Source organism: Acidovorax sp. T1 (assembly GCF_002176815.1).
GTDB lineage: Bacteria > Pseudomonadota > Gammaproteobacteria > Burkholderiales > Burkholderiaceae_C > Acidovorax.
The window spans coordinates 254,108-274,189 of the sequence record NZ_CP021648.1; the positions used below are offsets into that span (position 1 = coordinate 254,108).

The window sequence follows — 20,082 nt, forward strand, 5'->3', positions numbered from 1 at the left end:
TCCGATGGCCGCAGAAGCGCACGCTCCGACTGCAAGTGAATACATCGTTCACCACCTGCAGCATCTTCAAAACATCAACCAGACCAAGATTGTTGACTTCACTGTCTTCAACTATGACTCCATCATCGTGGGGCTGGTGCTGGGTGCTCTCACGCTTTTGATTCTGTGGTCGGCCGCCCGCAAGGCAACCTCGGGTGTTCCTGGCCGTTTCCAGGCGGCTGTGGAAATTCTGGTCGAAATGGTGGATAACCAGGCCAAGGCCAACATCCACAACGCCGAGAGCCGCAAGTTCATTGCGCCCCTGGGGCTTACGGTGTTCGTCTGGATCTTCCTGATGAATTTCATGGATATGCTGCCCGTGGATCTGCTGCCCGCCATCTGGGGCCAGATCTATGGCGCTGCCGGGCATGATCCCAGCCATGCCTATCTGCGCGTCGTGCCGACCGCCGACCTGTCCACGACGCTCGGCCTTGCTTTCGCCGTGCTGATTCTGCGCTTCTGGTACAGCGTCAAGGTCAAGGGTGCTGGTGGCTGGGCACACGAACTCGTGTCCGCTCCGTTCGGCACCAGCAAGAACCCCATCTTTGCCCTGATTCTGGGCGTGGTGAACCTGCTGATGCAGATCATTGAATATGTCGCCAACACCGTGTCGCATGGCATGCGGTTGTTCGGCAACATGTATGCCGGCGAACTGGTGTTCATGCTGATCGCCCTGATGGGTGGTGCGGCTGCGCTGTCGCTGTCGGGCGTGCTGCTTCCTGTGGGCCATGTGATTGCTGGCACCATCTGGACGCTGTTCCACATTCTGGTGATCACACTGCAGGCCTTCATTTTCATGATGCTGGCATTGATCTACCTCGGTCAGGCGCACAGCGCCCACTAAGCTTTCCCTTTCGTTGTTTCTTTCCTTAACCTTTCTTTTTTAACTCAGGAGTCATCATGGAAAACATTCTCGGTCTCGTCGCTCTGGCTTGTGGTCTGATCGTTGGTCTCGGCGCTATCGGTGCCTCCATCGGTATTGCACTGATGGGCGGCAAGTTCCTCGAATCGTCGGCTCGCCAGCCTGAACTGATCAACGAACTGCAAACCAAGATGTTCATCTTGGCTGGTCTGATCGATGCGGCTTTCCTGATCGGTGTGGCTATCGCTCTGCTGTTCGCATTCGCCAACCCCTTCGCTTCGACGTTCTTGGCCAACCTGCCCAAGTAATTCCCGTTCAACGCCACTCTAGAAAGGTGTTGCCGTGAGTATCAATGCGACCCTGTTCGTTCAGGCCATTGTCTTCCTGATCTTGGTGTGGTTCACGATGAAATTCGTGTGGCCGCCGATCGCGAAGGCGCTGGATGAGCGAGCCCAGAAAATCGCCGATGGCCTCGCCGCTGCCGACCGTGCCAAATCCGAACTGACCGCTGCCAACCAGCGCGTGGAAAAGGAACTGTCACAGGCGCGCAACGAAACGGCCTCGCGTCTTGCGGACGCCGATCGTCGTGCCCAGGCCATCGTGGAAGAGGCCAAGGCCCGTGCCACCGAGGAAGGCAACAAGATCGTTGCTGCTGCGCGCGCCGAAGCCGAGCAGCAGACGGTGCAGGCCCGCGAATCCCTGCGTGAGCAGGTGGCAGCACTGGCCGTCAAGGGTGCCGAGCAGATTCTCCGCAAGGAAGTCAACGCTGGCGTCCATGCCGACCTGCTCAACCGCCTGAAGACCGAGCTGTAAGGGGACAACATGGCAGAACTCGCCACCATTGCACGCCCTTACGCCGATGCCTTGTTCAAGGCCGCTACAGCGGGTGCGGGCGTCGATCTGGGCAGCATTACTGCCTGGGTGGACGAACTGGCGGCGATTGCCGCCAACCCCCAGTTGCGCCAGCTGGCGGACAACCCCAAGGTGACGGCAGACCAGGTGTTTGAAGTCTTCATGGGTGTAGCGCGGTCTGCGCTGCCTGAAATGGCGAAAAACTTCCTGCGCACTGTCATTGACAACAGGCGCATCGATGCGCTGCCCGAAGTGGCAGATCAATTTCGTGCCCTTGTGAACCGCCGCAATGGTTTTTCGGATGCTGTGGTGTTCAGCGCCTTCCCCATGGATGGCGCGGCACTGGCTGACGTCGGTGTTGCGCTGGAAAAGCGCTTTGGCCGCAAGCTCAATCTCACCGTGCAGCAGGACGAATCCCTGATCGGTGGCATTCGCGTAGTGGTGGGTGACGAGGTGCTGGACACTTCGGTCAAGGCCCGTCTTGAACAAATGAAAGCGGCCCTCACCGCGTAATGCGGCGAGGTCTTCGCGAACCAAAGAAAGAAGGAAAGAGTCATGCAACTCAATCCCGCAGAAATTTCTGAACTCATCAAGAGCCGCATCGAAGGGCTGGCCGCCAGCAGCGACATCCGCAACCAGGGCACCGTGGTGTCCGTGTCTGACGGTATCGTGCGCGTTCATGGCCTGTCGGACGTGATGCAAGGCGAAATGCTGGAGTTTCCCGCCACCAAGGACGGTCAGCCCACTTACGGCCTGGCACTGAACCTTGAGCGCGATTCCGTCGGCGCCGTGATTCTGGGTGAGTACGAGCACATCTCCGAAGGCGACACCGTCAAGTGCACGGGCCGCATCCTGGAAGTGCCGGTGGGTCCCGAACTCGTGGGCCGTGTGGTGAACGCCCTGGGCCAGCCGATCGATGGCAAGGGCCCCATCAACGCCAAACTTACCGACGTGATCGAAAAGGTCGCTCCGGGCGTGATCGCCCGTAAATCGGTGGACCAACCCCTGCAAACCGGCCTGAAGTCCATCGACTCGATGGTGCCCGTGGGCCGTGGCCAGCGCGAGCTGATCATCGGTGACCGCCAGACCGGCAAGACGGCCGTCGCTATCGACGCCATCATTGCCCAGAAGGGCCAGGGCGTGACCTGCATCTACGTTGCCATCGGTCAGAAGGCTTCGTCGATCAAGAACGTGGTGCGCGCACTGGAACAAGCCGGTGCCATGGAATACACGATTGTGGTGGCCGCATCGGCTTCCGAATCGGCCGCCATGCAGTACGTCTCGGCCTACTCGGGCTGCACCATGGGAGAGTACTTCCGCGACCGCGGTGAAGACGCGTTGATCGTGTACGACGACCTGTCCAAGCAAGCGGTTGCTTACCGCCAGGTGTCGCTGCTGCTGCGCCGCCCGCCAGGCCGCGAAGCCTATCCCGGCGACGTGTTCTATCTGCACAGCCGCCTGCTGGAGCGTGCAGCCCGCGTGAATGCCGACTATGTCGAAGCCTTCACCAAGGGTGCCGTGAAGGGCAAGACCGGTTCGCTGACCGCACTGCCCATCATCGAAACGCAAGCCGGTGATGTGTCCGCTTTCGTGCCAACCAACGTGATCTCGATCACCGACGGCCAGATCTTCCTGGAAACCAGCCTGTTCAACGCCGGTATCCGCCCCGCCATCAACGCCGGTATCTCGGTGTCGCGCGTCGGTGGTGCCGCCCAGACCAAGCTGATCAAGAACCTGTCCGGCGGTATCCGTACCGACTTGGCCCAGTACCGTGAACTGGCTGCGTTCGCGCAGTTTGCCTCCGACCTGGATGAAGCCACCCGCAAGCAACTCGAGCGCGGTGCCCGTGTGACCGAGCTGCTCAAGCAGGCCCAGTACAGCCCGTTGTCCATCTCGTTGATGGGTGCCACGCTGTTCGCTGTGAACAAGGGTTTCCTGGACGATATCGACGTCAAAAAGGTTCTGGGCTTCGAACACGGCCTGCACCAGTTCCTCAAGACCAGCCATGGCGCATTGCTTGCCAAGCTGGAGCAGGCCAAGGCCATGGACAAGGATGCTGAAGCCGAATTGACCGCAGCCATCGCCGCGTTCAAGAAGACGTTCGCGTAATCCGGACGAGGAGCCATCATGGCAGCAGGCAAGGAAATACGCGGCAAGATCAAATCGGTGGAAAACACCAAGAAGATCACCAAAGCCATGGAGATGGTAGCCGCATCCAAAATGCGCAAGGCGCAGGAACGGATGCGTGCTGCCCGCCCCTACAGCGAGAAGATCCGCAACATTGCAGCCAACCTCAGCAAGGCCCATCCTGAGTACGTGCATCCATTCATGCAAGTGAATGATGCCAAGGCGGCTGGCGTCATCGTGGTGACCACGGACAAGGGTTTGTGCGGTGGCATGAACACCAACATCCTGCGTGCGGTGACGACAAAGCTGCGCGAGTTGCAAAACGCGGGTGTCACGGCGGAAACAGTGGCCATTGGCAACAAGGGCTTCGGTTTCCTCAACCGGGTGGGCGCCAAGGTGGTTTCTCACGTGACGGGTCTGGGCGATACGCCACATCTGGACAAGCTGATTGGCCCTGTCAAGGTGCTGTTGGATGCTTATGCAGAAGGCAAGATCAATGCGGTGTATCTGAGCTACACCAAGTTCATCAACACCATGAAGCAAGAGTCGGTGGTGGAACAGTTGCTTCCACTGTCTTCCGAGCAGATGCAGGCTGGTGAAAAGGTGCATGGCTGGGAATACCTCTATGAGCCAGATGCACAAACCGTGATCGACGAGCTGCTGGTGCGCTATGTCGAGACACTGATTTATCAGGCTGTTGCAGAAAACATGGCGTCCGAGCAATCGGCGCGCATGGTGGCCATGAAAGCCGCAACGGACAACGCCGGCAGCGTCATTGGTGAGTTGAAGCTGGTCTACAACAAGACGCGTCAGGCCGCGATTACGAAAGAACTTTCGGAAATCGTTGCAGGCGCCGCCGCTGTGTAAGCAGCTCGACATACAACATTATTGGAGCGAGAAAAATGGCTCAAGAAAATACCCCAGTGAACGCAAGCGTTCAGGGCAAGATTGTTCAATGTATCGGCGCTGTGGTGGACGTTGAGTTCCCGCGCGACCAGATGCCCAAGATTTACGATGCTCTGAAGCTCGAAGGTTCTTCCCTGACGCTGGAAGTGCAGCAGCAGCTGGGCGATGGCATCGTGCGCACCATTGCGCTCGGTTCCTCCGACGGCCTGCGCCGCGGCATCATGGTGACCAACACCGGCAACTCCATCACCGTGCCCGTGGGCAAGGCTACGCTGGGCCGCATCATGGACGTGCTGGGCTCGCCCATCGACGAGCGCGGCCCCGTGAGCCAGGAACTCACCGCCTCCATCCACCGCAAGGCCCCTGCATACGACGAACTGTCGCCATCGCAAGAGCTGCTGGAAACCGGCATCAAGGTGATTGATTTGGTCTGCCCGTTCGCCAAGGGCGGCAAGGTGGGTCTGTTCGGTGGCGCCGGTGTGGGCAAGACCGTGAACATGATGGAACTCATCAACAACATCGCCAAGGCCCACAGCGGTCTGTCGGTGTTCGCCGGTGTGGGCGAGCGTACCCGCGAAGGGAACGACTTCTACCATGAGATGGCCGATTCCGGCGTGGTGAACCTGGAGAAGCTTGAGGACTCCAAGGTCGCCATGGTGTACGGCCAGATGAACGAGCCGCCAGGCAACCGTCTGCGCGTGGCCCTGACCGGTCTGACCATTGCCGAGTCCTTCCGTGACGAAGGCCGTGACGTGCTGTTCTTCGTGGACAACATCTACCGCTACACGCTGGCCGGTACCGAAGTGTCCGCTCTGCTGGGCCGTATGCCATCTGCCGTGGGCTACCAGCCTACCCTGGCCGAGGAAATGGGTCGCCTGCAAGAACGTATCACCTCGACCAAGGTCGGTTCGATCACTTCCATCCAGGCCGTTTACGTTCCAGCCGATGACTTGACCGACCCCTCGCCTGCCACGACCTTTGCCCACCTGGACTCCACCGTGGTGCTCTCGCGGGACATCGCTTCGCTGGGTATCTACCCTGCCGTGGACCCGCTCGACTCCACCAGCCGCCAGCTCGATCCCGCTGTGGTTGGTGACGATCACTACGCCACGGCCCGCGCCGTGCAAGGCACGCTGCAGCGCTACAAGGAACTGCGCGACATCATCGCCATTCTGGGCATGGACGAATTGGCGCCTGAAGACAAGCTGGCCGTGGCCCGCGCCCGCAAGATCCAGCGTTTCCTGTCGCAGCCGTTCCACGTGGCCGAAGTGTTCACGGGCTCGCCTGGCAAGTACGTTCCACTGTCGGAAACCATCCGTGGTTTCAAGATGATTGTGGCTGGCGAGTGCGATCACCTGCCAGAGCAGGCGTTCTACATGGTCGGCACGATCGACGAAGCCTTCGAGAAGGCCAAGAAGATGGCCTGATTGCGCAATGGCTGACCGGTTCCGGCCGGCCAGCCTTTCGCCGATCAAGCAACCCATCTTTTCCCAGGAGCAATGATGAACACCATCCACGTTGATGTGGTCAGTGCCGAAGAGTCCATCTTCTCCGGTGAAGCGCGCTTTATTGCGCTGCCCGGTGAAGCGGGCGAACTGGGTGTGTACCCACGCCACACTCCGCTGATCACGCGCATCAAGCCCGGCTCGGTGCGCATTGAAATGGCCGATGGCAGCGAAGAGTTTGTTTTCGTGGCCGGTGGCATTCTGGAGATTCAGCCCGACTGCGTGACCGTGTTGTCCGACACCGCCATCCGTGGCAAGGATTTGGACGACGAGAAGGCCAATGCCGCCAAGGCGGCTGCCGAAGAAGCGCTGAAAAATGCCAAGAGCGAGATCGATCTGGCCAAGGCGCAATCCGAACTGGCTGTGATGGCCGCACAGATTGCCGCATTGCGCAAGTACCGCCAAAAGAGGTAAATCAGCCTCCCCGGTTGATCGCACCCCAGAAACCCGGCTTTGCCGGGTTTTTTCATGGGTGCGCCCGGCAGGGCGCACCCACCTGGAGGTGAAAGTCCTCTACTCGCCCGGTAAGGGGAAGAGTTAGCCGAAGGCAAGGGTTTTGCGGGCGACTGCGAGTCTGAAGGAAGCCGGATGGCAAAGCGCTGGCTTGACGAACAGGAAGCGGATACGAGGCGTCGTATCGGGGTGAGATGGCCCAATTCATCAAAGCCCGAAACTTGCACGGAACGGTGCGGCGTATATCCGACAGGCATAAGCGTGAAGGTGGGTGCGCAATACCCGGGGAGATCTGACTGCGGTGCCCGAGAGGGCTACCGGCACCGAGTGGTGACGGGATGCCCGGTCAGAAGTCAGCACAGGGCACAGTAGGTGCGGGCCAAGGCGCAGAGCCAACAAGAGCCGGCACCGAAGGCCTGAACAAGCACAAACGAAAGTAGGGACGAAGCGACTCGATGGCAGTTGATGAAGCAGAAGTGAGGCGGTTTCTTGCAAGCCGGCTCAAGCTCGCCGTGAACGAAGCCAAAAGCGCCGTGGCGAAACCCTCGCAGCGCAAGTGCCTCGGGTACAGTGTCACGGGCAAGCAGTCCGTCAAAATCCGCATCGCCACGCCGAGCATCCAGCGCCTGAAAGAGTCGGAGCGAACCGTGTGCATCCAAGGTCGGGGCTAGTCACTGCCTCAAACCATCGAAAAGCTCAATCCGATTTTGAGTGCTGGATAAACTACTGTAGCCTTACCCCCCTGATGGCCACCCAAATTCCCCCGTCTATGGCCACCTCAAACTCCCCCACCTGAACTGATCGGGGATAGGGGTTAAACGCCGGCGCCGTCGGCACCTGTTGGCAGGACATTGATCCGGTCTTCCTCGAGGGAAGGCCAAGGAGTGAATGTCTTGAAGTCCAACCAACGCGCCACCATAGAGACACTGCTGGAGCGCAATACATCGCAACGCGAGATCGCCCGCATCACGGGCATCGACCGCAAGACGGTCAGGAGCTATCACCAACGCTGGCTGGAGCAACTGCAGTCAAATTCCCCCGGGGTGGCCACCGGCTCGGCCCAGCAAATTCCCCCACCCTGGCCACCGGCTGCTGTGCCGGTGGCCACCTCCCTGTGCGAACCCTGGCGCGAGTTCATCGAAGCCCAGTTGCGTCTGAAGCGCAACGCCATGGCCATCTTCCAGGACCTGGTCGACCAGCACGGATTTACTGGTCAGTACAACTCGGTCAAACGCTTCTGTGCAAAGCTGCGCCACAAGGAGCCCGAGCAGTTCGACCGCCTGTCCTTTCTGCCTGGGGAGGAGATGCAGGTGGACTACGGCGAGGGCGCGCCCACCCGCGTGCCGGGCAGCGAGCGGTACCGCAAGCCCCGCCTGTTCGTGGCCACGCTGCGCTACTCGCGCGCCAGTTTCCGCTGCGTGGTCTGGAAGTCCAGCCAGCAAATCTGGGCCGAGTTGCACGAGCAGGCTCTGCGGTACTTCGGTGGCTGCCCGCAGTACGTGGTTCTGGACAATCTGAAGGAAGGCGTCTTCAAGCCCGACCTGTACGAGCCCGAACTCAACAAAGTCTACGCCGCCACCCTGGCGCACTATGGCGTGGTGGCCGACCCGGCGCGGGTGCGAGACCCCAACCGCAAGGGCACGGTGGAGCATGCCATTGGCCACACCCAGGCCACGGCCTTGAAGGGCCGGCGCTTTGAGTCCATCGAGGCCCAGAACGAGTTCCTGGCGCACTGGGAGAAGAGCTGGGCAGCCAAGCGCATCCACGGCACCGAGCGGCGCCAGGTGCAGGCCATGTTCGAGGAGGAGCGCAGCCACCTCAAACCTCTGCCGCTCCTGGGCATGCAGTATTTCGAGGAGGCGGTGCGCACCGTCTGCGACGACAGCTGCGTGCGGGTGGATCACAGCAGCTACGCCGCTCGCCCGGCGAACATCGGCTCCAAGATGCTGGTGCGCATCTATGCCCAGCGCATCGAGATCCGCGATCTGCAAACCGGCGCCTTGCTGCGCACCCACGCCAAAGCCGAGCGCCCCGGCACGGTGGTGCTGCCCATGGAGGAGCGGGTATTCAATCCTTCGCGCGAGACCCGTCTGATCCTGCGTCAGGCTGGCGAGATCGGTGAGCACGCCAAACGGCTGTGTGAGCTGCTCTTTGCCATCGAGGGTCGGGTGGGCCAGCGCAAGCTCTGGGGCATCGTCAGCCTGGCCAGGCGATACCCAGCGCACTGCGTCGACACCGCCTGCGCACAGGCCCTGGAGCAGGGGATTTACAGCTACAAGCGCGTGCTGGCTTTGACCGAGGCCATCTTTGCCCAGGCGCTCAACGCCATCGAGACCCAGTCCAGCGGTGCGCCCGCCGGCGGCGGGCGCACGCTGACCCAGCAGCACGAGCTCATCCGCGACGCCGATGAGTACGCCGATCTGTTCGCGCACGCTGCGGCCGTCACAGCCACGAGCACGCTCGAGTCCGCCACGGCGAACACCACCACCAACAACACCAACAACGCACCTGGAATTCAGCCATGAACATGATCGAGATCGAACGCGCGCTGCGCGAGCTGCGTCTGTCCGGCATTGCCGAGACCCTGTCCACCCGCGTGATGCAGGCCCAGGCCGCGCAGGAGCCCTTCCTGGAGACCTTTGGGGCCATGCTGCAAGACGAACTGGACCGCCGGCGCTCGCGTCTGACCGAGCGCCGCTTCAAGCGCTCGGGCCTGGATGAGCGGCCCTCGCTGGCTGACTTCGACTGGCGTTTCAACCCGAAGCTGCCGCGCAGCGCCTGCTTCGAGTTGCATACCCTGAAGTTCATCGGCGAGGGCGCCAATGCGCTGATCATCGGCAAGCCCGGTACCGGCAAGAGCCATGTGGCCAAGGCCGTGGCCTACCAGGCCACGCTGCAGGGATACGACGCGCGTTACCTGGAAGCCGACACCGAGTTTGCTCGCTACGCGTTGGCCAGCGACTCAGAGCGCACCGAGCTGCTCAAGGACTGGGTCTCACCGGACCTGATCATCCTCGATGACCTGTTCCTGGCCAGACGCATCAGCGAGCACGCAGCCGAGGTGCTGCAGGCCATCGTGCACCAGCGCTACAAGCTGCGCCGCTCCATCGTCATCACATCCAACCGCGTGGTGCAGGACTGGGGCAAATATCTGGGCGACGCCACCATGGCCACCACCATCCTGGACCGCCTCATGCACCGCTGCGCAATGCTGGAGTTCGAGGGCAAGAGCTACCGCCTCAAGGAGGCTGCCGCACGCATCGCCATCACGCCCGAGTCGTCATAATCCGACCGTCCTGCCTGGGGGAATTTGGGGTGGCCAAGGGTGGGGGAATTTGACCTGGCCATCGGGGCCTTACCCAGAGTCGTCGGCCAATCGAGGAATTGGATGCATGGGTTCGAAGGCGACTGCGCTGTCTGGTGTGGCGACAGTGGAAGCGACCGAAGACGCAGGCATCGAAAATGCGTGCCCTCGGGCTGGACGCCCAGCGTGCCTGAAAGTCCAGCGTCAATGGGCGCGGCCCGTGGTGGAATGCCGGGGCCAAGCACCTGATAGCCGCCTTGCCGCCAAAGTTCTTTAGCCGACTCGGACTGGTCTCGCTGGTGGCAACCCATCAGCATCTCCAGCGTTCTGTTTGAACCGCCGTATGCGGAACCGCACGTACGGTGGTGTGAGAGGGCTGAGGGGGTAACCCCTCACCCTACTCGATGCACTGCACAATCCAAGCGTGTGCGCCTTGTGGGGCGCACAAGGCTCATGAAATATGCGGTTCGTCAGGTAATTCGTTGGGGCGCTGGGTGCCCGGACCGGCGGGGAAATGGCGGCACAGCAGATCAGTCACCTCATCTACTGCCAGCCCCAGGCCTTGTTCAAACTGACCCGCGCGGAAGGCTGAGGACATGCGCGCAACCATCTGCTGCCATTCGGTGTTGTGAACATGCGCGTGCAGTCCACGATCGGCGACGATGTCGATCGAATGTTCTGCCAGCAGTAGGTAAATGAGCACCCCGTTGTTTTGTTCGGTGTCCCAGACGCGCAGCTTGCTGAACATCATCAGAGCACGCTCACGGACGGGGGCATTGCGGTACAGATAGCTCCACGGTAGACCGCCTTCGACGCAGATGCGGATCTGTCCGGTGTGCCGCTGTTCGCTGGCGGCGGTGCGGGTGGTCAGGCGCTGCAGGGCGCTGGTTGGCAGCGCACCGCGCACGAAAAGGTCATTCCAGCGGTGCCGAAAAAGGCGGGCAACGCCTGCTAAGAAGGAAAAAGGGCCTGTCATCGTCACCAGTCTCCCGAGGCGCCACCACCCCCAAAATCGCCACCGCCGCCGGAGCTGAACCCGCCACCTCCGTGCGACCCGCCGCTCCACCCACCACCGGTGCCGCCACCCCATCCACCACCGCGCCCACGGCTGGACATTGCACGGGAGGAGGCGCTGAGCAGTGTGTAGACCAACGCCGCAAAGCCGGCCAATGCCGCCAACAGTATGCTGGTCGTGGCCACATAAGCCAGCACCGCGGCAATAGAGCCCGTCAGCACGGTGCCGAGTGCGTTGCCGAACAGTGAGCGCACCAAGGGGCCTGCCATCGCAACCCCCAAAAACAGGAAGATGGCCCATTCGGCCCAATCTATGGAATCGCTTGCGCCCGATGCGCGGGCAGGTGCCTGTGGTTCGGGCAAGGCTTCGCCGGCAATGCGGGCGGAGAGCTGGCTGACTGCGGCTTGCAGGCCGCCGGCAAAGTCGCCTTCGCGAAAGCGCGGCTTCATGGCGGTATCGATGATGCGGGCTGCGGCAATGTCAGGAATGGCCCCTTCCAGTGTCTTGGCGACCTCCACGCGCATCTTGCGGTCGTCTTTGGCCACGAGGACCAACACACCATCACCGACTTCGCGGCGGCCAATCTTCCAAGCGTTGGCGACGCGGTTGGCATAGCTGGCGATGTCCTCGGGTGCCGTGGTGGCCACCATCAGCACCACTACTTGGGAGCCTTCGGACTGTTCGAGTGCGGCCAGCTGCTGATCCAGTGCCTGCAGCTGGCTGGCTTTCAGGGTACCGGTCTGGTCCAGCACGCGGGCGGTGAGCGCGGGAACCGCTAGCAGGGTGTCGGCGTATGCGGTGCCAATTCCAAATGCTATAAAAGATATAACTGCTAGCGCAAGGCGGATGGCAGCTACAGACATGGCAATGACCAAATATCAGGGTTTGGAAGTCGAGAAATCCACCGCAGGAGGTGCTGTGATCTGCGCCTCGTTCTGCACGCTGAAGCTGGGCTTGGGGGCGTAGCTGAACGCCATGGCGGTCAGGTTGGTGGGAAAGCTGCGGGCCAGTACGTTGTATTCCTGCACGGTCTGGATGTAACGGTTACGCGCCACCGTGATCCGGTTTTCCGTGCCTTCGAGCGTGACGCGCAGATCGCGAAAACCCTGATTGGCCTGCAAGGTGGGGTAGCGCTCGGCCACCACCATCAGCCGTGACAGCGCACTCGACAGCTCGCCCTGCGCGGCCTGAAACTTGGAAAATGCTGCGGGGTCGTTGAGCGTTGCCGGGGTCACCTGGATGGAGGTGGCCTTGGCGCGGGCCTCGATCACCTTGGTCAGCGTGTCTTGCTCGAAACTGGCTTCGCCCTTGACGGTGGCGACAATGTTGGGCACCAGATCGGCGCGGCGCTGGTATTGGTTGAGCACCTCGCTCCAGGCGGCCTTGGACTGTTCGTCCAGGCGCTGAAAATCGTTGTAGCCGCAGCCTGTAAGCAGCAGAGCAGCAGTGAAAAAGGCAAGAAGACGTTTCATGGTGGCGGACCTGTCTTTGAAGAGGCGGGATTGCGAAAAGGGCAATGTGCTGGTGGATTCTGCCGCAAGGCAGGCATGGCCCCAAGACCGTGCCAGCACCCGCGCCGACAAGGACGAAGCACAATATCAGCTTCGCCACATCCCCGCCATCCCATGACCCGTTCACGCCCTGGGGCCGCCATACTGGGCGGCTCCGCTGACGACATCGAAGCTGCGTTTTACGAAGCGCTGCAGCAAGGTGACATTGAACTGCTGATGTCCTGCTGGGCGCAGGATGAGGACATCGTCTGCGTGCACCCGGGTGGGCCGCGCCTGTTGGGCGCGGGGGCTATTCGGGCGGCGTTTGAGTCCATGTTCAGCCACGGTGTGGTGCGGGCGGCGCCTGTGCAGGTGCACCGTGTGGCTGCGCTGGGCAGTGCGGTGCACAGTGTGGTTGAACAGCTCCAGGTGATGCTGCCGGATGGTCTGCACCAGGCCGTGGTCATAGCGACGAACGTCTATCACAAGACACCGGAAGGCTGGCGCATGGTGGCACACCACGCCAGCCCCGGTGCGGCACTGGATGCACAGGCGCTGGACATTGCGCGGCCAGTGCTGCACTGACGATGGCAAACGCCGAAGCAGGGGAATTCAATGGATGCGAAGCCCGCTGAAAGCGGACACGATGACCTGAACTATGCGGCGCCACGCTGGTTGCCTGGCGGGCAGCTGCAAACCATCTGGCCGGCGCTGTATTCGCGACGAGTGTTGGGGCCGCCGATCCCTTATCGACGCGAGCGCTGGACGACACCCGATGCGGATTTTGTGGATGTCGACTACCTTGATGATGATGCTCAGCCAGGGGTGCTGCGTCCGTTGCTGGTGGTCTTTCATGGCCTGGAGGGATCATCCCGCAGCCACTATGGCGAGGCCTTTGCCGATGTGTCCCGCGAGCGAGGCTGGGCCTGCGCGCTGCCACATTTTCGTGGGTGCAGTGGTGAGATCAATCGAGCGCCCCGCGCCTACCATTCGGGCGACCACGAAGAGATTGGCTGGATGCTTGAACGCTTGCGCGCTGCACATCGAGGGCCGATGATGGCTGTGGGTGTCTCGCTGGGAGGCAACGCGTTGTTGCGATGGGCGGCAGAAGCCGGCGCACAGGCTTGCCGCAGTGTGGATGCCGTGGCCGCGGTGAGCTCGCCGCTGGATCTGGTAGCAGGGGGCAGGGCGATTGGCCAGGGGTTCAACCGGCAGGTGTATACACGAATGTTCATGCGGACGCTTATTCCCAAAGCCCTGCAAAAGCTTGCACAGCATCCGGGCCTGTTTGACCGTGAAACCCTGGTGAGGGCGCGTGACCTGTATGCGTTTGACAACGTGTTCACGGCGCCGCTGCATGGGTTCAAAGACACCGAGGATTACTGGCGCCGCGCCTCCGCGAAACCGCTGCTGCGCTGCATCCGAATCCCGGCATTGGTGGTTAATGCCCGCAATGACCCATTCGTGCCGGCGGCAAGCCTGCCTGTCGCCAACGAGGTGGGATCGTATGTGCACTTGTGGCAACCGTTGCACGGTGGTCATGTGGGCTTTGCACAAGGGCGGATGCCGGGGCATGTGTGCGCCATGCCGGATATCGTTGCAAGATGGCTGGTGCAGCATGCCGTTGCAGCGCCGGGCTCTGACATTGCGCCGTACGGAGCACAATCGGCATATGGATGACATCGTCAAACAAGCGCTTGCGAAGTGGCCCCATGTACCCGATTGCTATGGCTGGCTGGGTCTGGATGCGCGTGGCCGGTGGTACCTGCGTGATGATGCTGCGCAGGCGGCAGGCCCCTTCCCCCAAAGTAGGGGTTCTTTGCTGCAACACGAGAAGCTCATTGAATTCATCCACCGCAATTACGAGCACGATCCTCACGGGCAGTGGTTTTTTCAGAACGGCCCTCAGAAGGTGTATGTCGAGCTCGAGTGCACACCTTGGGTGTGGCGGATCGAACCCGACCTTTCGTTGGTGGCGCACACGGGCGCCAGAACCATTGCCACAGGCTGCCTGCAGGATGAGTGCGGCCGCGTCTATCTCGGCTCCGCCCTCGGTGTGGGGCTGGTTCACACCCTGGATATGGAAGCCGTTGCGGATGCCGTTGAAAAGGGGATCTGGTCGCCGCAAGCCGTGAGCAGCACCGATCTTCCCCAGCAATACGGTTTTGTGGTGAGCCCGAAGGTGCGCAGCACGCTTGTTTGAGCTGCCGTTGAGGGTGGTCGTCGTCCAGCGTGGGTAAAAAAAGCCGACCACTCGGGTCGGCATTGTTCGGGGCGAGTCTTCGGAGTGGGATGGGTGCTTACTTGGCTGCAGCAGCCATGTATTCCACTGCTGCACGCAAGTCTGCATCCGAGGCTTGTGTACCGCCTCGGGCTGGCATGCCGCCCTTTCCTTGAACCGCACTGGCATATGTCGCATCAATGCCGGCGGCAAGGCGAGGAGCCCAGGCGGCCTTGTCACCGAACTTGGGCGCACCTGCTATCCCGGCACCATGACACACTTGACAAGCTTGCTTGTACAAATTTTCGCCATTGGCCGAGGCCGCAGCGGGTGCGGCCGCCACCGGTGCTGTCGCAGCAGCGGCTGGCGTTGCCGTTGCTGCAGGTGCTGCTGCCGCAGGCGCTCCAGGGGCCGCGGGCTCGGCAAACGTGGCGCCGCCGGCGTTTGCCATAAAGGCCACCGCACGGGCAATTTCGGTGTCATTGAATTCGCCGCCACCTTGGGGCGCCATGGCATTCTTGCCCTTGAGTGCGGACTGAACCAATGCGTCAAATCCACTCTTGATGCGCGGACCCCAGGCGGCGGCATCTCCCAGCTTGGGTGCGCCGGCTGCTCCTGTGGCGTGGCAAGCGGCGCATTGGCCCTTGAAGACTTCCTCGCCGCCGCGTAGTGGGCGGTTGGCATCACGAATTTCCACCATGCCAACCTTCTGAATGCGCTCGGCGATGGCCTTTTCGGGATTGACCGCGCCAGCCGCCGTCTTGTTGTCAGAGGTCACATACAAGACTAGGCCAATGATGGCAAAGATCGGAATCACAAACGAAAAAATGACCGCGAACAACAACTGCTTGGGGTTTTTGATCGGGCCGGTGTGCGCTTCTTCGTGATGTTTGTTATCGCTCATGACGTCCTCAGGTGTATCGGGGGCTTGATGAAATCAACCTTTAATTATAGGTGTGATGATGTGACGCCTGCGCTGAGCGTGGCGTCTTCCGGGTAGAGGCGTAGAGGCTGTGCGCGAAACGCGGCCCCGGGGGGTGAGGCGTGAGGGAGTTCCGTGCTATCCACTGAACGACCTGAACGCAGGTGCTGATGTGAGGCTGGAGTGATGGAGCGAGCGCGGAGCCTGCACGCAGCGGAGGCTCCTCGTTCGGTTCGTCATGGCTATGTGGATGTTGGAAGGCCGTGCTCGTGCAATAATCGTAGAGTTGATTCGGTACATCAAGTGCGGCTGTAGCTCAGTGGATAGAGTATCGGCCTCCGAAGCCGAGGGTCGTGGGTTCGATCCCCGCCAGCCGCACCAAAATCAAGGACTTACGTGAGTTTTCCATGGCCCACGATACAGTCAAATTTTGGTTCAAGTCTCAGAGTTGACCGCTCTCAGCAGCCAATAAGGCCTTGAGGCTCAGGGTCACAGTTTTCTGACGTCTGTGTTCATGGCCCGCCTGTGGCCCATGCGTGGCCCTGCCATAGCGCAGAGATGAAGCTTCAAGGGATTTTTGACCATTGGGCCCGTGGCCCATCGAAAGTTCTTCAGCTTGCCGTCATCTCTTGATGGATGTTCCGTTGGCTGCTAAACCTTCACACTTGGGGGATAAGCAATCAAATGACTGTTCAGCAGCGGTTGCTGCCCGTCGCTTCGTCGAACTGAGCCCCCAGAAGCAGCCGTTCAGTCCCCCGTATCGAACTCTCTCGGGGCAGAAGCGCAGCCACTTCACCGCCTGAGACTCCTCCGACCTCGACAGGCCTACGTCTAATGGTGGCGCGCACTGGTCAGCTGGCGTCGTGGATCGGGGGCACGAGTGGCGACTTACGCAAGATCGTCGAACTCGGCCCCGTCGCTCGGCCCTGGCGGCGGAGCAATCATCGGTCTGGGCGGATAGAACCCTTGCCGTCCGCGGGCGTAGTCGTCGGTGAACTCGATAGCGTCCAACGCGCGGGCCGTGACCGGATCCACCGGTTCGTTTTCCAGAACGACGATTTGGCCGGGGCCTTGGAAGCGGGAAAGCCAAGCGTAAAAGCTCATGTTCACCGTGGCCGTGGGGATCTCCCGGTCCTTGTCCGGCGACTCTTTCTGAGCGTAGGCTTTCAGCGGCGAATCCAGCACGACGACGCCGAGGTGAGGGTGCCCACTTCTTAGAGCATGCTGCATCAAGGCGATCGTCATAGCGGACAGGAACAAGCCACGCTTGCCCGCGCCATAGCTGAGGCGTCGGCGGCCATCGATGACCAGGTCGCAGGCCTTCGGGTCGACGTATACAGACTGGATGGACGTGAACCCCCAGTCGTTGAGCATCTGGCGTGCGATCGCCCCGACGTCGTCGCCGTGCTGTCCAATGTTTCGAACGAGGGCCGTCTGCTTCTGTTTCGTGGCTTCCTTGATGTGGTCGATTGCCGCCGTCAGCCGAACGGTCTCATCAAATGCGTCGATGAGTGATGACAACCGCGTATGGGACTCGGCGAGTTCGCGTGGGTCTGAGTCGAACTCCAGCGATGCGCTACGAAGCACGGCCTTCTCCTGTTCCTCCAATGCCTTCAGCGACGTCGTAAGCCGTTGCACATCAGCAGTTGCGGCGGCGAGACGCGTCTGTTCTTGGGCCAGGGATGGCTGCAGTCCGCGACGGAGTGCGCGGATCTTTTCCGCCTCGGCCGCGATCGCGTCGCGGTACTTTGTTGGCGCCCGGGGCTTCAGGTTGCCGGGATCGACGTGCTGTTCTGCCGACGTGCCGCAGAGTGGACAGGGAGTCTCCGCCAAGGCCTCGAAGAACTGGATGCCTTCGTCCGTGGCTCCGAGCCGGGCAAGGTCGCTCGAATACTTCAGGTCCAGCAGCGTGAAGCGTTCGCGCATCGACGCTGCACTGGCCTGTTGTGTCATCGCGGTACTCAGGGCTTCTCCCTCCGCAAATATCTGCTGCCGCAGCTCCTTCAGAACAGAAGAACGCGCCTGGAGTTGCGTGGCAAACATGTCCAGCCTCTCATCGACTTGCGCCAAGGCTGCAACGGCGGATGCTCGATCTGTGTCCGCTGGAATCACTCCCTGAAGGCGAGCCAGTTCCGCCTCGGCCGCCGCCAATCTTCCCTTGGCCTGGTCTTTCTCGGAAGCGGTCTTGTAGAGCTCGACCGCGGAGTCATCAAGGCCGCTCAGGAACAGCGAGAAGGACGAGACATGCTTGTCCTTGCCATGACCCTTACCCTTCGTCGCGTCCTCGGAAATCATTCCGGGCTGGGAGAGGAGCGCCCAATGTCGCAGGTCGTCACCAGTAATGGGGCCTTTTTCACTTCGCTTGCGAAGCACCTGTTTGCCTGCAGCGCCAGACAGCTGGACGAGCAGCTCGCCAAGATCCTGATTGACGTCTTCGAGCGGGTTTGGGGTACCGTCCGGGACCCAAAGATCGTCCAACCGCACCAGAACGCGCGCGGCGCCGCCGGACATCGCCTTGCGAACAAGGTATTCATGCTCACCATGCAGGAAGGCGAGCTCCAGCGAGTCGTATCCCTGCGACTCCGGAAACTGTTCGAGTGTCGCGGTGCCGCCCAGTAGGAACCAAATGCACTTCCAGATGTGCGACTTGCCTGTGTCACTCGGGCCGCGGATGAGGGTGCGTCGACCTTCAAAGACGACAACGGCGGGCAAGAGGCCCGGACCATGAACCGACAGGTGCTTCAGCGTTATTGCCATTGGTGCTCCCTCGCGGCGGCACCTTCAAATTCGGCCCCCCACAGATAGCCTTGTTGGGCGAATCTCTCGGTCATGTCTCTCGAGCTTAGGGTGGCGAAGGTGGTGGCCGCCCAGCGGCACCGGCCTTCCAACTCACGCAGGTAGGGTGACGTCAACGCGCCGACCATGCTTCTAGCGGTGTCACCGGCGAAGTAGGTGATGCCGGCCTCATCCATGACCACGGCGACGAGGCCGCGGGTGCTCATCAGGTATAGGCCTTGGGCGATGAGGTCGCGGCGACTCATGTATTCGCTGCCGCGGTAGGGCACAGGCGTGTGAAGGCTGGGTGGCCCACCGAGATCGTCTGAATACACGATGGCGTAGTCGAGCAGGACCAGTTTTTGGAGGTCGGCACCGGCCGGCTGCAAGGAATTGAGCAGGTACACCATCCGAACGCCCAGTTCGAACGGCGAGTTGAAAGCGGCGAGAGGCTTGGACTTTTTCACTTGACCCACTTCAGCCTACCGGCGTTGGCGAGGTGATGGCAGGTGCCGGGCAGGTCCCCCCCACGAAGCTGGAGAGACAGACGGCTCTCCTGGACCTGCAGCGTCGACGCCTTTTCTACGGCAGCGTCGACCCGTTCCATACCCGTCTTTAGGCGGAGTTGGGCGACCGTGGGGCGGATGCCCGCATGGACCATGTCTAACAGCCGCTCGAACTCGGGCTCGTTGGGGTATATGTCGCGACTGAATCGTTGCAGTCCTTCAGCGCAATAGAAGACTTGTCGATGCGAATCGAAGTGGTCTTCGTACTCGCTGCCCTGGAGGTCAGCAAGGGCGACGGGCGACGCTTTGTGCTCGCTGTAGACGCGCAAGAGTTCGTCGACGTATACGCTCTCGTGCCCAGCGGGCTGGGCTGGCATCGGATCATCGTCGCCGCGTTCTGGCACGATTCCGAACAGTTGATAGTGGGCGGCCTTGTCGAGCGCGTGCCAGGCCAGCAGGTCATGCACCGGGCACTCGATGAAGCGGTCAAAGTCGAAATCGTTGATTGCCGCCTGGACTTCCTTGGTCAACTCGGCGGCTCTGCCTTTCATGCCTGTGTTCTCGTTCTTCCATGCATCGATGAACTTCGCCTTGAAGGCAGCAGCCCCCGAGGCCATCGTGTTGTGGAGCTCGTTGCCCACCGCATGCGGGCAGCAGAAGTAGTAGAAATTTGGACGCGGGTAGGTCTTCAAGGCCAACTGCTTGAAGAACTTCGCCATCTCCGGAAATGCGTCGCTCTGCGTCAGCCCCTGCTTGTAGTGCTTGGCCTGGTACAAGTCCCACCCATCATGCACCAACGCCGGACCATACCGCGCCTCGATGTCGCGGCCGCCGTCGCCCGCCCCGCCTAGCCGCTTGATCGCCGCATATTGGGCGCCGCCTGAATGCACTCGCTGGCGCGCGGCTGCCAAAATGACCTCCTCCCACTGATCAGGGTTCAGCAGAAGAACTTGCGAGGATGGCTGGATGACACCGCCTGCGGTTACATGCTGGGTCTTCCGCGACTTGCGAGTCGTGCCTGGTTTTGGTGGCATGGATTTGGACTTGTCCCTGGTGCGATATTTTTAGCGATCACGCAGGCTCGGATTTTGCCAGGGTAGCGGTA

General features: G+C 61.2%; 22 protein-coding genes, 1 tRNA gene and 1 pseudogene. 17 read left to right on the forward strand and 7 right to left on the reverse strand.

The annotated features are described in order from the left end of the window. Nucleotides 1–4: 4 nt before the first annotated feature. The 12 genes and pseudogenes from atpB to CCX87_RS21610 all read left to right on the forward strand — a co-directional run. Nucleotides 5–883 carry a F0F1 ATP synthase subunit A gene (gene atpB / locus CCX87_RS01195; protein WP_087743131.1) on the forward strand — a complete coding sequence of 293 codons (879 nt, stop codon included), beginning with the start codon at nucleotides 5–7 and terminating at the stop codon, nucleotides 881–883. A 56-nt stretch (nucleotides 884–939) separates the two neighbouring features. After that, a complete protein-coding gene (atpE, locus tag CCX87_RS01200) occupies nucleotides 940–1,209 on the forward strand; it encodes a F0F1 ATP synthase subunit C (RefSeq protein ID WP_007847749.1) in 270 nt (89 codons plus the stop codon). A gap of 34 nt (nucleotides 1,210–1,243) precedes the next feature. After that, entirely contained in the window at nucleotides 1,244–1,714 is a 471-nt protein-coding gene (locus CCX87_RS01205; protein ID WP_024813794.1) for a F0F1 ATP synthase subunit B, read from the forward strand. A 9-nt stretch (nucleotides 1,715–1,723) separates the two neighbouring features. Further along, nucleotides 1,724–2,266, forward strand: a complete 543-nt coding sequence (locus tag CCX87_RS01210) for a F0F1 ATP synthase subunit delta (protein WP_087743133.1) — start codon at nucleotides 1,724–1,726, stop codon at nucleotides 2,264–2,266. A gap of 42 nt (nucleotides 2,267–2,308) precedes the next feature. Beyond that, nucleotides 2,309–3,862 (forward strand): F0F1 ATP synthase subunit alpha, encoded by a 1,554-nt coding sequence (gene atpA / locus CCX87_RS01215; RefSeq protein ID WP_087743135.1) that lies wholly within the window; start codon nucleotides 2,309–2,311, stop codon nucleotides 3,860–3,862. Nucleotides 3,863–3,880: 18 nt separating this feature from the next. Further along, the gene (atpG, locus tag CCX87_RS01220) at nucleotides 3,881–4,747 is read left to right on the forward strand and encodes a F0F1 ATP synthase subunit gamma (protein ID WP_087743137.1); all 867 of its coding nucleotides are present in this window, start codon (nucleotides 3,881–3,883) and stop codon (nucleotides 4,745–4,747) included. A gap of 35 nt (nucleotides 4,748–4,782) precedes the next feature. Continuing rightward, nucleotides 4,783–6,213, forward strand: coding sequence for a F0F1 ATP synthase subunit beta (gene atpD, locus CCX87_RS01225; RefSeq protein ID WP_087743138.1), 1,431 nt, complete (start codon nucleotides 4,783–4,785; stop codon nucleotides 6,211–6,213). Between the two features lie 75 nt (nucleotides 6,214–6,288). Beyond that, entirely contained in the window at nucleotides 6,289–6,705 is a 417-nt protein-coding gene (locus CCX87_RS01230) for a F0F1 ATP synthase subunit epsilon (RefSeq protein ID WP_087748109.1), read from the forward strand. Between the two features lie 494 nt (nucleotides 6,706–7,199). Further along, nucleotides 7,200–7,415 (forward strand): hypothetical protein, encoded by a 216-nt coding sequence (locus CCX87_RS20615; RefSeq protein ID WP_143218409.1) that lies wholly within the window; start codon nucleotides 7,200–7,202, stop codon nucleotides 7,413–7,415. 213 nt (nucleotides 7,416–7,628) lie between these two features. After that, nucleotides 7,629–9,269 carry an IS21 family transposase gene (istA, locus tag CCX87_RS01235; RefSeq protein ID WP_087743140.1) on the forward strand — a complete coding sequence of 547 codons (1,641 nt, stop codon included), beginning with the start codon at nucleotides 7,629–7,631 and terminating at the stop codon, nucleotides 9,267–9,269. Then, on the forward strand, nucleotides 9,266–10,030 hold the full coding sequence (gene istB, locus CCX87_RS01240; RefSeq protein ID WP_060983853.1) for an IS21-like element helper ATPase IstB: 765 nt from the start codon (nucleotides 9,266–9,268) through the stop codon (nucleotides 10,028–10,030). Before istA ends, istB begins: the two co-directional genes overlap by 4 nt. An 80-nt stretch (nucleotides 10,031–10,110) precedes the next feature. Further along, a pseudogene (locus CCX87_RS21610) lies at nucleotides 10,111–10,242 on the forward strand (group II intron maturase-specific domain-containing protein); the annotation flags it as partial. Between the two features lie 257 nt (nucleotides 10,243–10,499). On the opposite strand, the gene CCX87_RS01250 reads toward CCX87_RS21610, so the two are convergent. The 3 genes from CCX87_RS01250 to CCX87_RS01260 are packed head-to-tail and all read right to left on the reverse strand — an operon-like array spanning nucleotide 10,500 to nucleotide 12,535. Further along, nucleotides 10,500–11,024 (reverse strand): TPM domain-containing protein, encoded by a 525-nt coding sequence (locus CCX87_RS01250; RefSeq protein ID WP_087743142.1) that lies wholly within the window; start codon nucleotides 11,022–11,024, stop codon nucleotides 10,500–10,502. 2 nt (nucleotides 11,025–11,026) lie between these two features. Then, the gene (locus CCX87_RS01255) at nucleotides 11,027–11,926 is read right to left on the reverse strand and encodes a TPM domain-containing protein (RefSeq protein ID WP_087748110.1); all 900 of its coding nucleotides are present in this window, start codon (nucleotides 11,924–11,926) and stop codon (nucleotides 11,027–11,029) included. A 15-nt stretch (nucleotides 11,927–11,941) separates the two neighbouring features. After that, the gene (locus tag CCX87_RS01260) at nucleotides 11,942–12,535 is read right to left on the reverse strand and encodes a LemA family protein (RefSeq protein ID WP_087743144.1); all 594 of its coding nucleotides are present in this window, start codon (nucleotides 12,533–12,535) and stop codon (nucleotides 11,942–11,944) included. Between CCX87_RS01260 and CCX87_RS20620 the strand changes: the two genes are divergently transcribed. Genes CCX87_RS20620 through CCX87_RS01275 form a run of 4 tightly spaced genes read left to right on the forward strand, consistent with a single transcriptional unit; the run spans nucleotide 12,534 to nucleotide 14,756 of the window. Continuing rightward, a complete protein-coding gene (locus tag CCX87_RS20620; RefSeq protein WP_157667089.1) occupies nucleotides 12,534–12,692 on the forward strand; it encodes a hypothetical protein in 159 nt (52 codons plus the stop codon). The genes CCX87_RS01260 and CCX87_RS20620 overlap by 2 nt on opposite strands. Beyond that, entirely contained in the window at nucleotides 12,689–13,138 is a 450-nt protein-coding gene (locus CCX87_RS01265) for a YybH family protein (RefSeq protein ID WP_087743146.1), read from the forward strand. Before CCX87_RS20620 ends, CCX87_RS01265 begins: the two co-directional genes overlap by 4 nt. Before the next feature lie 30 nt (nucleotides 13,139–13,168). Then, nucleotides 13,169–14,233: a YheT family hydrolase gene (locus CCX87_RS01270; protein WP_198314744.1), complete on the forward strand. Its 1,065-nt coding sequence runs from the start codon at nucleotides 13,169–13,171 to the stop codon at nucleotides 14,231–14,233. Continuing rightward, nucleotides 14,226–14,756, forward strand: a complete 531-nt coding sequence (locus tag CCX87_RS01275) for a DUF2946 family protein (RefSeq protein ID WP_087743148.1) — start codon at nucleotides 14,226–14,228, stop codon at nucleotides 14,754–14,756. Before CCX87_RS01270 ends, CCX87_RS01275 begins: the two co-directional genes overlap by 8 nt. Nucleotides 14,757–14,853: 97 nt before the next feature. Here CCX87_RS01275 and CCX87_RS01280 read toward each other — a convergent pair whose 3' ends face one another. Beyond that, nucleotides 14,854–15,678 carry a c-type cytochrome gene (locus tag CCX87_RS01280; protein ID WP_087743150.1) on the reverse strand — a complete coding sequence of 275 codons (825 nt, stop codon included), beginning with the start codon at nucleotides 15,676–15,678 and terminating at the stop codon, nucleotides 14,854–14,856. Nucleotides 15,679–16,001: 323 nt separating this feature from the next. On the opposite strand from CCX87_RS01280, the gene CCX87_RS01285 reads away from it, so the two are divergent. Further along, a tRNA-Arg gene (locus tag CCX87_RS01285) sits at nucleotides 16,002–16,077 on the forward strand. Nucleotides 16,078–16,584: 507 nt separating this feature from the next. Here the strand turns inward: CCX87_RS01285 and CCX87_RS01290 are convergent. From CCX87_RS01290 to CCX87_RS01300, 3 genes are read right to left on the reverse strand one after another with little or no spacing between them, the layout of a single operon-like run. Next, the gene (locus tag CCX87_RS01290) at nucleotides 16,585–18,453 is read right to left on the reverse strand and encodes a hypothetical protein (RefSeq protein WP_198314745.1); all 1,869 of its coding nucleotides are present in this window, start codon (nucleotides 18,451–18,453) and stop codon (nucleotides 16,585–16,587) included. Further along, nucleotides 18,444–18,938: an ABC-three component system middle component 2 gene (locus tag CCX87_RS01295; protein WP_087743152.1), complete on the reverse strand. Its 495-nt coding sequence runs from the start codon at nucleotides 18,936–18,938 to the stop codon at nucleotides 18,444–18,446. Before CCX87_RS01295 ends, CCX87_RS01290 begins: the two co-directional genes overlap by 10 nt. Next, nucleotides 18,935–20,011, reverse strand: a complete 1,077-nt coding sequence (locus CCX87_RS01300; RefSeq protein WP_087743154.1) for an ABC-three component system protein — start codon at nucleotides 20,009–20,011, stop codon at nucleotides 18,935–18,937. Before CCX87_RS01300 ends, CCX87_RS01295 begins: the two co-directional genes overlap by 4 nt. Nucleotides 20,012–20,082: the final 71 nt, after the last annotated feature.

What these genes read in the sequence shown, in the direction of transcription:
- istB (WP_060983853.1), top strand. Translation starts at nt 9,266, where the DNA reads ATGAACATGATCGAGATCGAACGCGCGCTGCGCGAGCTGCGTCTGTCC.
- CCX87_RS01250 (WP_087743142.1), bottom strand. Translation starts at nt 11,024, where the DNA reads ATGACAGGCCCTTTTTCCTTCTTAGCAGGCGTTGCCCGCCTTTTTCGG.
- CCX87_RS01290 (WP_198314745.1), bottom strand. Translation starts at nt 18,453, where the DNA reads ATGGCAATAACGCTGAAGCACCTGTCGGTTCATGGTCCGGGCCTCTTG.
- atpE (WP_007847749.1), top strand. Translation starts at nt 940, where the DNA reads ATGGAAAACATTCTCGGTCTCGTCGCTCTGGCTTGTGGTCTGATCGTT.
- CCX87_RS01260 (WP_087743144.1), bottom strand. Translation starts at nt 12,535, where the DNA reads ATGAAACGTCTTCTTGCCTTTTTCACTGCTGCTCTGCTGCTTACAGGC.
- atpA (WP_087743135.1), top strand. Translation starts at nt 2,309, where the DNA reads ATGCAACTCAATCCCGCAGAAATTTCTGAACTCATCAAGAGCCGCATC.
- CCX87_RS01210 (WP_087743133.1), top strand. Translation starts at nt 1,724, where the DNA reads ATGGCAGAACTCGCCACCATTGCACGCCCTTACGCCGATGCCTTGTTC.
- CCX87_RS01230 (WP_087748109.1), top strand. Translation starts at nt 6,289, where the DNA reads ATGAACACCATCCACGTTGATGTGGTCAGTGCCGAAGAGTCCATCTTC.
- atpG (WP_087743137.1), top strand. Translation starts at nt 3,881, where the DNA reads ATGGCAGCAGGCAAGGAAATACGCGGCAAGATCAAATCGGTGGAAAAC.
- atpD (WP_087743138.1), top strand. Translation starts at nt 4,783, where the DNA reads ATGGCTCAAGAAAATACCCCAGTGAACGCAAGCGTTCAGGGCAAGATT.
- atpB (WP_087743131.1), top strand. Translation starts at nt 5, where the DNA reads ATGGCCGCAGAAGCGCACGCTCCGACTGCAAGTGAATACATCGTTCAC.
- CCX87_RS20615 (WP_143218409.1), top strand. Translation starts at nt 7,200, where the DNA reads ATGGCAGTTGATGAAGCAGAAGTGAGGCGGTTTCTTGCAAGCCGGCTC.
- CCX87_RS01280 (WP_087743150.1), bottom strand. Translation starts at nt 15,678, where the DNA reads ATGAGCGATAACAAACATCACGAAGAAGCGCACACCGGCCCGATCAAA.
- CCX87_RS01265 (WP_087743146.1), top strand. Translation starts at nt 12,689, where the DNA reads ATGACCCGTTCACGCCCTGGGGCCGCCATACTGGGCGGCTCCGCTGAC.
- CCX87_RS01300 (WP_087743154.1), bottom strand. Translation starts at nt 20,011, where the DNA reads ATGCCACCAAAACCAGGCACGACTCGCAAGTCGCGGAAGACCCAGCAT.
- CCX87_RS01255 (WP_087748110.1), bottom strand. Translation starts at nt 11,926, where the DNA reads ATGTCTGTAGCTGCCATCCGCCTTGCGCTAGCAGTTATATCTTTTATA.
- CCX87_RS01275 (WP_087743148.1), top strand. Translation starts at nt 14,226, where the DNA reads ATGGATGACATCGTCAAACAAGCGCTTGCGAAGTGGCCCCATGTACCC.
- CCX87_RS01270 (WP_198314744.1), top strand. Translation starts at nt 13,169, where the DNA reads ATGGATGCGAAGCCCGCTGAAAGCGGACACGATGACCTGAACTATGCG.
- CCX87_RS20620 (WP_157667089.1), top strand. Translation starts at nt 12,534, where the DNA reads ATGGTGGCGGACCTGTCTTTGAAGAGGCGGGATTGCGAAAAGGGCAAT.